Raw genomic sequence first — 11,408 nt, forward strand, 5'->3', positions numbered from 1 at the left:
CCGGGCAAGAAGAGTCGCGGACCACTGCTGCGGTCGGCATTAATTCTTGACAGGCGGGATAAGGTTCGTCAATGATTGAAGCTCACCATTCCCAAGGAGTGCCTGCATGAAACTTTCCACCAAAAGCCGCTATGGGTTGCGGGCTTTATTTGACATGGCCTACCACGCGGGCGACCTGCCGGCGCAGATCAAGGACATTTCCCGGCGCCAGGCGATCTCGCCGCGCTATCTCGAACAGATTTTCCAGGATCTGAAAAAGGCCGGCCTGCTCAAGAGCCGCCGTGGTCCCCAGGGCGGCTACACCCTGGCCCGGAAAGCCGCCGAGATTACCGTCAAGGATATCGTCCTCGCGGCCGAGGACAAGGTGGTCCTGGTCGACTGCACGGAAAATCGCGACGGATGCCAGCCCCGCTGCGAGTTCGACAACCATTGCGTCACCCAGAAGATCTGGCAGGAAGCGACCAGGCGCCTGCTCGACTATTTTGCCGCCGTCACCCTCGAGGACCTCTGCAAGGACGCCCGGGAGATGGGCATCGAGAAGGAGGTCGACCACCGCTTCATGTACTATATCTGAGCCCCTCCTGCCGGGCCGGAGCGGAAGTCCCCCGGGAACCCTTTGCCACGGAGCTGTCATTGCCACTGGACCAGAAGTTCAATCGTCTGAAAGAGATCCTTGCCACCATGGATTCCGCCCTGATCGCCTTTTCCGGCGGGGTCGACTCGACCTTCCTGTTGCGCGTCGCCCGCGACACCCTCGGCCCGGAAAAGGTCCTCGCCCTGACCGCCACTTCGCCGACCTACCCCCAGAGCGAACTGGAAGAGAGCAAGGCCCTGGCCCAATCGCTGGGGGTGCGCCAGCTGCTGGTCGAAAGCAACGAGCTGGAAATCCCCGGCTTTGCCGAGAATGACCGGCAGCGCTGCTACTACTGCAAACGGGAGCTGTTCAGCGTCTGCCGGGCAAAGGCCGTCGAACTCGGGTACCAGGAAATCCTGGATGGTTCCAACAGTGACGACCTCCACGATTTCCGCCCCGGACGCAAGGCGGTGGAAGAGCTGCAGGTGCGTTCTCCCCTCCTCGAAGCCGGCCTCGACAAAAACGAAATCCGCTACCTCAGCCGCGAACTCGGCCTGACGACCTGGTACAAGCAGCCCTTCGCCTGCCTCTCCTCCCGTTTTCCCTACGGCACGGCGATCACCCCCGAGCGCCTGGCCCAGGTCGATCGCTGCGAAACCTTCCTGCGCCACCACAAGTTCCGCAACTACCGGGTTCGTTACCACGGCGATACGGCACGGATCGAAGTCGCCGCGGAAGAGATTTCCCGCCTGCTCGAATGGGAGCTGCGCGAAGCGCTGGTCGATGAATTCAAGGCCGCGGGCTTTACCTACGTCGCCCTCGACCTTGAGGGATACCGCACCGGCAGTATGAACGAAATCACCCCCTGACCCCCGGAGGCTCCATGCAACGCAACAGCGCCCTGCTCGCCGTCTGTTTCTGCGCCGGGCTGCTTGGCGGCCTCGCCAACAGCCTGGCTCTCTGGCTGGCCGGGCGCTGGGGACTGACCGCGCTGGCCGGGGTACAGATCCTGCCCCAGCTGAGCGTCGACTGGCTCTACCCGCGCCTGGTCTGGGGCGGGCTCTGGGGACTCCTCTTTTACTTCAGCGTAGCGCGCCCCCGCTTTCGGCGCCACTGGGTGCGCAAGGGGCTCTGGCTCAGCCTGCTGCCAACCCTGGCCCAGCTCTTCTTCGTCTTCCCCTACCAGACCCCCTACGGACCGCTGGGGATCGGCCTCGGCACCCTGACCCCCCTCTTCGTCCTGCTCGCCAACTTTGTCTGGGGATTCTTTACCGGGCTCTTCACCCGCGCCCTCTGGGGCCGGGGGTGATTTCCCGCCGCCTTGCCGTCTTCTGTCTCTTCCTGCTGGTCCTGGCGTTTCTGGCCGGCAGCCTGCCGGCTCGGGCTGGCACTCTGCCGCTCGCCGGAAAAGTGACCTGGATCTACGATGGCGACACCCTGAAAATCCAGAAGGTCGGCAAGGTGCGGTTACTCGGGATCGACGCGCCCGAACACGAGGATTCCCTGCGGGACCGTTATTATCAGCGCTGGAAGATCCCGCCCTCCAGGCTGCGGGCGATCGCCGCAGAGGCCCGCCAGTTTCTGCTTCGGGAGGTCAAAGGGAAGCAGGTCACCCTGACCTTCGACCAGGTTTCCCGCGACAAGTACGACCGGCTCCTCGTCTACCTTGAACTCCCCGATGGCCGGCTCCTCAACCAGGTGCTGCTGGAGCGGGGCTACGCCAGCGTCTTTCGCAAATTCGACTTTTCCCGCAAAAACGATTTTCTGCGCAGTGAAGAACGGGCCAGAAAAGCCGGCGTCGGCCTCTGGCGCCAGCCCTGATCCCCGCAACGGGCGCCGGGCCGTCACCCCGCTTCCGCCAGGGTCTCCCGGACCTGATTGAGGGTGCCGCCGGCCAGCAGGTTGCGCCGTTGGCGCGGTGAAACCTGCAGCAGGGTGGTGATGTCCCGGTCGCCGACCCGCACCGGGATTTCCTCTGCCCCCTCCGCCAGCAGTTTTTGAATCCCCGTGAAGAGAACCTTCGCGCCCGGTTCGATCGCGGCATAATCCGCCGGGTCCTTGAAGGTCAACGGCAGAATGCCGAAGTTACAGAGATTGGCATGGTGAATCCGGGCGAAACTCTTGACGATCTTGGCCCGAACCCCGAGGTAACGCGGCGCCAGCGCGGCATGTTCGCGGCTCGATCCCTGGCCGTAATTCTCGCCGCCGATCACCACCGCGTTGCCAAGCTCCCGGCACCGGCGATGGAATTCGGGATCGATCTGGTAGAAGACGTATTCGCTGATCGCTTCGATGTTGGAGCGCAGCGGCAGGACCTTGCTGCCGGCGGGCATGATGCCGTCGGTGGAGATATTATCGCCGACCTTGAGGACGACGCTCGCCTCCAGCGTCGCCGGCAGCGCCTCGAAATCGGGAAAAGGCTTGATGTTCGGCCCGCGTACCACCGCGGTGCGCCGCCGCTCTGGAGTCGGTGCGGTCAAGGACGAGGTATCGACGATGAACCGCTCCGGGTCGCTGACGCGCGGGTAGGCCATCTCCTTCCCCAGATCCCGGGGATCGGTGATCACGCCGCGCAGGGCTGAAACCGCGGCGGTCTCCGGCGAGCAGAGGTAGACCTGGTCGTCCTTGGTGCCGGAGCGCCCCGGAAAGTTGCGCGGGAAGGTCCGCAGGCTGACCTGGCCGGTCCCCGGCGCCTGTCCCATGCCGATGCAGCCGAGGCAGCCCGACTGGTGGATCCGGGTACCGGCAAGCAGGAGCGGCATTACGCCCCCTTGCTCGGCGACGTTTTCGAGTACCTGACGGCTCCCCGGATTGACGTGGAAGGAGAGATCGGCGGCGGCATGCCGGTCCGCCATGATGCGCGCGGTCACCAGAATGTCGCGAAAGCTGCCATTGACGCTGGAACCGACAATCACCTGGTCGACCGGGGTGCCGGCGACTTCGCTGACCCGCTTGATATTCCCCGGCGAGGTCGGGCAGGCGATCAGCGGCTCGAGGGTAGCAAGATCGATTTCATCCTCCTCGTCGTAGCTGCAGCCGGGATCGGCGGTCAGCTCCTGCCAGTCTTCCCCCCGTCCCTGGGCTTCCAGCCACTGCCGGGTGCGCTCGTCCGCGGGGAAGACGGTCGAGGTGGCGCCGAGCTCGGTCCCCATGTTGCCGATGGTCATGCGATCGGTGGCGGAGAGACTCTTCACCCCCGGTCCGAAATACTCGACGACCTTGCCGACGCACCCCTTGACGTCGTAGCGGCGCAGCATTTCGAGTATCACATCCTTGGCGCTGACCCAGTCGGGAAGGGCCCCGGTCAGCCTGACGCCAAGGACCTGCGGACAGGGAAAGGAATAGGGTCGCCCCGCCATTGCCAGGGCGACATCCATGCCGCCGGCGCCGATCGCCAGCATCGACACCCCGGCGGCGCCGGGGGTATGGCTGTCGGCGCCGATCATGGTCAGGCCGGGCCGGCCGAAACGCTCCATGTGGACGATATGGGAGATGCCGTTCCCCGGCTGGGAATAGTAAAGGCCGTAATGGGCGCAGGAGGTGCGCAGATACTTGTGGTCATCGGCGTTCTTGAAGTCGGTCTGCAGCAGGTTGTGGTCGACGTACTGGGCGGCGAGGTCGACCTTGACCCGATCGAGACCGAGGGCCTCGAATTCGAGCATCGCCATGGTCCCGGTGGCGTCCTGCAACAGGGTATGGTCGATGTTGATCGCGATCTCTTTGCCGGGCACCAGTTCCCCTTCCACCAGGTGCGCCTTTAGAATTTTTCGGGTCAGGTTGCTGGCCATGCGGATTTCTCCTTCCGGCCGCACCCCCGCCCTCCTTGCGCTTTCTTCGTGGGTGCAGTCCCGTTAGTGTTTGACCGGCTCTGGAATCACCGGATCACCGAGTTCGCCCTGGCGCAGGTCATCATAGCGCCCGAAGTTGTGAAACTCGTCGAGGTTGCTGAACTCGCCCCATTCGAGGGAATCGGTCGGCGCGTTGACAAAGTCGTAGAGCTGTTCCAGCTCTTCGAGTTCCTGCCGATCGAGGGACAAAACCCGCAACAGCGCCTGACGCAGATCGGCATTGTCAGTCCTATTTAGCACCTTCAGGTATTGGTCCACGATCTGTCGCTCGGCATTGATGGCGAGCAGGTAGGCGTCCAGATCATTGTTGACCGCCAGTTGCGCCTCCCGCTGCCGCATTTTTTCAAAAATGTTGACCGCCCGGTTGAGAAGGAGACTTTCGGCCTTGCTCAGGGTGCCGGGACGTTCCTGCATGCGACGCAGACGGTCGAGGAGCCGCTGCTGATCCCCGGCGAGGAGCTGGAAAATCTTGCGCACGCCGTCCTGGCTGGTCCTGGCAGCCATTTCGGTATAGAAGTCGCGCCCGCTCTGCTCCAGGTGGCGGGCAAAATCGAGTACGGTCATGATGCTCTCCTGTTCGGGTTATGCTGCCAGTTCGATCCGCCGGCACCCCGTAACCGGCCCGGCGCTTCAGACCACCGCCATGGCGGTCTCCTTGTATTATAACCCGGTTGGTCATCTTTTCAGCAAGACCGGTACGGATCGACAAACGGGCCGCCCCGCAATCGCGGGGCGGCCCGGAGAAGCCCGACCGCAGCCGATTTATTTCATCAGCTTCTGCAGGACGTAATTGAGAATGCCGCCGTTGACATAGTAGCTGATTTCATTGGCGGTATCGATCCGTACCAGGAGCTCGACCTCTTCCTGGCTGCCGTCGCCGCGCTGGATGCGGGCCATCAAGGTCTGGCCGGGCCGCAGCTCTCCGCCGCCACCGAGCAGGTCGACCAATTCACTGCCGTCGAGCTTGAGGCTCTGGCGGTTGACACCTTTGGTGAACTGCAACGGCAGCACCCCCATGCCGACCAGGTTGGAACGATGGATGCGCTCGTAGCTCTCGGCAATCACCGCCTTCACCCCGAGCAGCAGGGTCCCCTTGGCGGCCCAGTCGCGGCTCGAACCGGTACCATATTCCTTGCCGGCGACGATCACCAGCGGCACCTCCTCCTCGGCGTAGCGCATGGCGGCATCGAAGATGGTGGTCTCTGCGCCATCCGGGAGGTGGCGGGTGAAGCCCCCCTCCTTCCCCTTCGCCATCTCGTTCTTCAGCCGGATATTGGCAAAGGTGCCGCGCATCATCACCTCGTGGTTGCCACGCCGTGACCCGTAGGAGTTGAAATCGGCGGGGCTGATTTTGCGCTCCTGCAGGTATTTGCCGGCGGGGCTGTCCGGCCGGATCGAGCCGGCTGGCGAGATATGGTCAGTGGTGATCGAGTCCCCGAGCAGGGCCAGGATGCGCGCCTGCCGGATCGTCGGCACCCGCGCCGGGGCAGACTCGCTCAACTCGAAAAAGGAGGGCTCCTTGACGTAGGTCGAATCGTCGTCCCAGGCGTAGGTCTCCCCCTCCGGTACCGGCAGCTCGCGCCAGCTCGGCTCGCCATGGAAAACATCGGCGTACTTGGCGCGGAACATCGCGGCGGAGACGCTCTTGACCAGTTCGGCGATCTCGGCGTTCGTCGGCCAGATATCCTTCAGGTAGACCGGCTGACCCTTCTTGCCGGTGCCGAGGGGTTCGCTGGAGAGGTCGATGCGGGTGGTGCCGGCCAGGGCATAGGCGACTACCAGCGGCGGCGAGGCGAGCCAGGAGAGCTTGACCTGGGGGTGGATCCGCCCCTCGAAATTGCGGTTGCCGGAGAGGACGGCGCTGACCGAGAGCTTTCCGGCATCGACCGCTTCGGCGATCGGCCCGGTCAGGGGCCCCGAGTTGCCGATACAGGTGGTGCAACCGTAACCGACCAGGTTGAAACCGATCTGGTCCAGATACTTCTGCAGCCCGCTCTTCGCCAGGTAGTCAGTGACCACCTTGGAGCCGGGGGCGAGGGAGGTCTTCACCCAGGGCTTCTGGCTCAGGCCGAGTTCGACCGCTTTTTTGGCGAGCAGGCCGGCGCCCATCATCACCGCCGGGTTGGAGGTATTGGTGCAGGAGGTGATGGCGGCGATCACCACGTCCCCCTGGCGAACGGCAAAATCGGTACCCGGCACCGGCGCCGACTTCCCTTCCTCACCGGCCGGGAAGGCCGCCTCCGTCGCCTGCCGCAGGCGGTCGAGATCGACCCGGTCCTGGGGCCGCTTCGGGCCGGCCAGGCTCGGCTTGACGCTGTCGAGGTCGAGTTCCAGGACGTCGGTGAAGAGCGGGTCGGGCATATCATCGGTGCGCCACAGCCCCTGGACCTTGGCATACTTTTCCACCAGCGCCACCGTGGCGTCATCGCGCCCGGTCAGGGCGAGGTAGTTCAGGGTCTCCTGGTCGATGGGGAAGAAGCCGCAGGTCGCCCCGTATTCGGGGGACATGTTACCGATTGTGGCGCGGTCGGCGAGGGAGAGCTGCGACAGGCCGGGGCCGAAAAACTCGACGAACTTGCCGACCACGCCGAACTTGCGCAGCTGCTCGGTGACGGTCAGGACGAGGTCGGTGGCGGTCACCCCCTCGCGCAGCTTGCCGAGGAAACGGAAACCGACCACCTCGGGGATGATCATCGAGATCGGCTGGCCGAGCATCGCCGCCTCCGCCTCGATGCCGCCAACCCCCCAGCCGAGCACGGCGAGGCCATTGATCATCGTCGTGTGGCTGTCGGTGCCGACCAGGGTGTCCGGGTAGGCAATCCGGGTACCGTCGCGTTCCTCGCTCCAGACGGTCCGCGCCAGGTACTCGAGGTTGACCTGGTGGCAGATTCCGGTCCCGGGCGGCACCACCCGGAAGTTGTCGAAGGCGAGCTGGCCCCAGCGCAGGAACGCGTAGCGCTCGCGGTTGCGCTCCATCTCCATCTCGACATTGAACTGGAACGCCTCGGGCATGGCATACTTGTCGACCATCACCGAGTGGTCGATGACCAGATCGACCGGGATCTGCGGATTGATGCGCTGCGGATCGCCGCCGGCGCGTACTACCGCGTCGCGCATCGCCGCCAGGTCGACCACCGCCGGCACCCCGGTAAAGTCCTGCATCAGAACCCGGGCCGGCGAGAAGGCGATTTCATGCTCGGAGCGGCGACTCTGCAGCCAGCCGGCGAGGGCGCGGATGTCGTCCGCCGTAACCGCCGCGCCATCCTCGGTGCGCAGCAGGTTCTCGAGCAGGACCTTGAGGGTGAAGGGGAGCCGGGTGACCTCCCCGAGACCGGCTTCGGACGCTGCGGCGAGGCTGAAGTAATCATAGCGGACCCCACCGGCCTCCAGGCTGCGGCGGGAGCGAAAGCTGTCGAGGCTGAATTTTGCCATCATCGTTGACCTCCTGATCGGGAATTGGAAAAGTTTACCAGACCCGGGCCAAGATTCTCGTAAAGGTAGTCTTTTCCTTGCCTTGACCGGCCACTTTTGTTATGACTTGGATCGATTTTCAATCGAAAGGTGAAGCATGGAAACCCTGACTGAAATCCTGAAAGAGACCTTTCTCGGCATCACCCTGGGGCGCTTCGCCGCGGCCTTTGCCATCCTCCTCTTCGCCCTCTTCCTGAAGAAAGTGTTGGCCCAGTTATTTGCCCGGGTCATCTTCCCCCTGGCCGCACGCACCAGGAGCCAGTACGACGACCTCCTGTTGGCGGCCCTGCAGAAACCGGTCGAGTTTCTGGTGATCATTGCCGGGCTCTTTGTCGGGGTCCAGGTCCTGCAACTTCCCAGCGACCCGGTCAACCTGCGCCGCTTCGCCCATGCCATGCTCAAGGTCCTGGTCACCTTTGACGGCGCCTGGATCTTTTTCAACCTCGTCAGCCTGGTGGAAGTCTACCTGGAGAAGTGGGTCTCGCGGACCGAATCGACCCTCGATGACCACCTCCTCCCCTTCGTCCGCAAAAGCCTGCGCGTTTTCATCATCGGCATCGCCGCCCTGATGACGATCCAGAACCTCGGCTACTCGATCTCGGGCCTGCTCGCCTCCCTCGGCATCGGCGGCCTCGCCGTGGCCCTCGCCGCCAAGGACACCCTCTCCAATGTCTTCGGCTCGCTGATGATCATCATGGATCGCCCCTTTCATATCGGGGACTGGATCAAGGCCGGCGACCTCGAGGGGACGGTGGAAGAAGTCGGCTTCCGCTCGACCAAGGTGCGCACCTTTGCCAAGACCCTGATCTCGGTCCCCAACAGCGTTATCACCAACATGGCGGTCGACAATTTCAGCCGCATGCCGAAGCGGCGCATCAAGCTCACCGTCGGCGTCACCTACCAGACCACACCGGAGCAGATGCGCCGGGCAGTGACGGCGATCCGCGAACTGCTCGGTTCGCATCCGGCCATCGACCAGGAATTTTACCTCGTCAACTTCACCGACTTCGGCGCCTCGTCTCTCGACATCATGGTCTACTGTTTCACCACTACCACGGTCTGGGGCGAATACCTCGACGCCCGCGAGGATCTCTGCCTGCGCATCATGGAGATTCTCGAGGGGATGGGACTGGAGATCGCCTTCCCGACCCGGACGCTCTATCTCAAGGGGAAGGAGGGGGACATGCTGCCTGGCGCAGCCTTCACCAAGGAGGAGCTGCCCGGGTAAGGCCGCGCCGGGGACCGGGGTCAGGCGTTCAGGAGGTCATGGATGCGTGACTGGATTTCGGTGGGGAGGAGGGGCCAGTAGGGGCTCGCCGTCAGCTCCAGGAATTCGGCCCGCTTTTCCTCGTAGGAGAGGGTGGACCAATGGTTCAGGCGGTCGGGGGAGAATCGTTTCGGGCGGCAGCGCAGTTCGTTCATCGGCAAACCCTCCCGGGATCGGTCCAGGGTTTCGGAGAAATCCAATCCGCAACAGCGAAAACCATTGGCTGCTGCTAATGGTCGAGCCTAGTCAAATTTAGCCTCCCGCCGAGAATTTTCAATCGTTGTGAAAAATTAAATTTCCGCGCCGCAATCGGCGGCTGCCGGGAAGTCATCCTTCGACTTTCACCGTGATTCGTCGCTGCGGGGAGTCATCCAGTTTCGGCAGCACCACCTTGAGGACGCCGCGGTCAAAGCTTGCCCGGCACCCCTCCGGGTCGACTCCCGCGGGGAGGACAAAGCTGCGCCGGAACCTTCCATAGCTGCGCTCGAGGCGATGGTAGTTCGGCCTCTCGTCGCTGCATTCAAGCCGGCGTTCACCGCTGATCAGCAGGCTGTTCCCCTCGATCTGTACGGCAATATCCTCCTGGTCGACCTCCGGGACCTCCATCTTCACCACCACCTGCGCTCCATCTTCGTAGATATCGACAGGCGGTACCCATACCCCCTCCTCGAAGGGCTCGCCGGCGTTGCGCTCCCGGCTCTGCTCGAAGAGGCGGTTCATCTGTTCCTGCATCATGCGCAGCTCGCGCAAGGGGTCCCACTTGACGATACCCATGACCTGCCTCCTTCTTCGGGGCCGCCCGCGACGGCGCACCTGCTTCAACCGATTCCAACTATCCTGCAGTTAGCGTCCAATTCTGGCACTGACGGACTCTCTTTTCAACCCCGGGGATGCCGGTTGTGCCCTGGCAAGGTTAAAAACCGTCAACCATCGCGCCATATCACCGACCATGCATTTTTTGCGCGACAAAACCCCGTGCGGCGCCAGGGAATAAGCCCCTCGCCCTTGGCAGGCTGTATGCATTTGGCTCTCCCGATGCGGCTATTGCCGCCTTGGCATGCGGAAATTGCCCCGCGCCACCCTGTTCCTCTGGAGATGTCATGACTCAGGAGATTCTCGAACTCTTTGCCGCCGGCGAGAGCGATGAAAAATTCCTCGCCGGGCTCACCGATCTGGCCAGCCGCTATGGCGATGAAGTCTACCGCGAAGCCCTCTGGCAGCTGATGGGCAAAACCTTCGATATCAAAACCGCCCGTCACACCTGGGACGCGGCTATCAACCGGCGCCGCCAGCTCAGCCCCGACCTCGGCCTGCGCCCCGCCCTGCTCCACTACCTGCACTACGAAACCGGCGCCATCCGCGATCCCCGAGTCCTCGAAGGAAGCCTGCTGCAGGATTTACGTCAGGCCTCGGTCAGCGACGGCCTCACCGGCCTTTTCAACCAGACCCACTTCAAGCTCTGCCTCGAGCGCCTCCTCACCGAGGCGCAGGGGGGCGGTCGCGGCTCCCGTTTCGCCGTGGTGTTGCTCGACCTTGACCGCTTCAAGGAATACAACGACTGTTGCGGTCACCTCGCCGGCGACCGCGCCCTTGCCCTGGTCGCCGAAACCATCCGCTTCAACATCCGCCAGGGCGACCTCGCCGCCCGCTACGGTGGGGAAGAATTTGCCCTGGTGCTGCACCGCATCGACGCGATCCAGACCTGGATTGTCGCCGACCGCATCCGCCGCGCCATTGCCGCTCTCGATTTTGCCCACCAGGATCGCCTCAGTACCGGCAACCTCACCATCAGCTGCGGTTTTGCCCTCTCCCGCGAAACCGACAGTGTCACCACCCTGGTCGAACGCGCCGATCAGGAACTCTACCGCGCCAAAAAGACCCGCAACGCGGTCTGCCCCGACCACACCAGCAACCGCCGGGCCTCCCGGCGTTCGCTGCAGTCGGTGATCGAATTCGCCGGCCCGGGAGCGGACGACTATCAGCCGGCCATTTCCTACGACATCAGCACTTCCGGGCTGGCCCTCGGCTGTGACCGCCCGCTCCGCCCCGGGGCCACCGTCCAGCTCCGTTTCCGCCGCCCGTTCTGGCCCGATGAACGCCAGGTCGAAGCAACCGTGCGCCATGTCCGGGAAGAGAACGACAACGGCATGGTGCGGATCGGGCTCGAATTTTTGCACCCCCTAGCCAGCCCGGATGGCGATTCCTGGAGCGCCCTCCTCCCGAGCTAGCTCGACTCCTTCCAGACACG

At 63.7% G+C, this 11,408-nt stretch carries 11 protein-coding genes; 6 read left to right on the forward strand and 5 right to left on the reverse strand.

Going from position 1 to position 11,408, the window contains the following annotated elements; all coding sequences use genetic code 11:
- The first annotated feature begins 106 nt into the window (after positions 1-106).
- The 4 genes from DBW_RS15365 to DBW_RS15380 are packed head-to-tail and all read left to right on the forward strand — an operon-like array spanning position 107 to position 2,395.
- Entirely contained in the window at positions 107-574 is a 468-nt protein-coding gene (locus tag DBW_RS15365; RefSeq protein WP_066728629.1) for an RrF2 family transcriptional regulator, read from the forward strand.
- A 59-nt stretch (positions 575-633) separates the two neighbouring features.
- The gene (larE, locus tag DBW_RS15370; protein WP_335339844.1) at positions 634-1,443 is read left to right on the forward strand and encodes an ATP-dependent sacrificial sulfur transferase LarE; all 810 of its coding nucleotides are present in this window, start codon (positions 634-636) and stop codon (positions 1,441-1,443) included.
- Positions 1,444-1,457: 14 nt separating this feature from the next.
- Complete coding sequence (locus DBW_RS15375) at positions 1,458-1,883, forward strand: hypothetical protein (RefSeq protein WP_066728631.1); 426 nt, start codon at positions 1,458-1,460, stop codon at positions 1,881-1,883.
- A complete protein-coding gene (locus DBW_RS15380) occupies positions 1,880-2,395 on the forward strand; it encodes a thermonuclease family protein (protein WP_066728633.1) in 516 nt (171 codons plus the stop codon). The genes DBW_RS15375 and DBW_RS15380 overlap by 4 nt, the downstream gene beginning before the upstream one ends.
- A 23-nt stretch (positions 2,396-2,418) precedes the next feature.
- Here the strand turns inward: DBW_RS15380 and DBW_RS15385 are convergent, their stop codons facing one another.
- From DBW_RS15385 to acnA, 3 genes are all read right to left on the reverse strand, one after another.
- The gene (locus DBW_RS15385) at positions 2,419-4,362 is read right to left on the reverse strand and encodes an aconitate hydratase (protein ID WP_066728635.1); all 1,944 of its coding nucleotides are present in this window, start codon (positions 4,360-4,362) and stop codon (positions 2,419-2,421) included.
- Positions 4,363-4,425: 63 nt separating this feature from the next.
- The gene (locus DBW_RS15390; protein WP_066728637.1) at positions 4,426-4,986 is read right to left on the reverse strand and encodes a ferritin-like domain-containing protein; all 561 of its coding nucleotides are present in this window, start codon (positions 4,984-4,986) and stop codon (positions 4,426-4,428) included.
- 198 nt (positions 4,987-5,184) lie between these two features.
- Positions 5,185-7,854, reverse strand: coding sequence for an aconitate hydratase AcnA (gene acnA / locus DBW_RS15395; RefSeq protein WP_066729878.1), 2,670 nt, complete (start codon positions 7,852-7,854; stop codon positions 5,185-5,187).
- 136 nt (positions 7,855-7,990) lie between these two features.
- On the opposite strand from acnA, the gene DBW_RS15400 reads away from it, so the two are divergent.
- Complete coding sequence (locus tag DBW_RS15400; RefSeq protein WP_066728638.1) at positions 7,991-9,121, forward strand: mechanosensitive ion channel family protein; 1,131 nt, start codon at positions 7,991-7,993, stop codon at positions 9,119-9,121.
- A gap of 20 nt (positions 9,122-9,141) precedes the next feature.
- On the opposite strand, the gene DBW_RS18640 is transcribed toward DBW_RS15400, so the two are convergent.
- Together DBW_RS18640 and DBW_RS15405 are read right to left on the reverse strand one after the other, a co-directional pair.
- Complete coding sequence (locus DBW_RS18640; protein WP_157471919.1) at positions 9,142-9,315, reverse strand: hypothetical protein; 174 nt, start codon at positions 9,313-9,315, stop codon at positions 9,142-9,144.
- Between the two features lie 172 nt (positions 9,316-9,487).
- Positions 9,488-9,934 (reverse strand): Hsp20/alpha crystallin family protein, encoded by a 447-nt coding sequence (locus DBW_RS15405; RefSeq protein WP_066728640.1) that lies wholly within the window; start codon positions 9,932-9,934, stop codon positions 9,488-9,490.
- A gap of 326 nt (positions 9,935-10,260) precedes the next feature.
- Between DBW_RS15405 and DBW_RS15410 the strand changes: the two genes are divergently transcribed.
- Positions 10,261-11,388 (forward strand): diguanylate cyclase domain-containing protein, encoded by a 1,128-nt coding sequence (locus tag DBW_RS15410; RefSeq protein WP_066728641.1) that lies wholly within the window; start codon positions 10,261-10,263, stop codon positions 11,386-11,388.
- The last annotated feature ends 20 nt before the right edge of the window (positions 11,389-11,408 follow it).

This window comes from Desulfuromonas sp. DDH964 (assembly GCF_001611275.1).
Lineage (GTDB): Bacteria > Desulfobacterota > Desulfuromonadia > Desulfuromonadales > DDH964 > DDH964.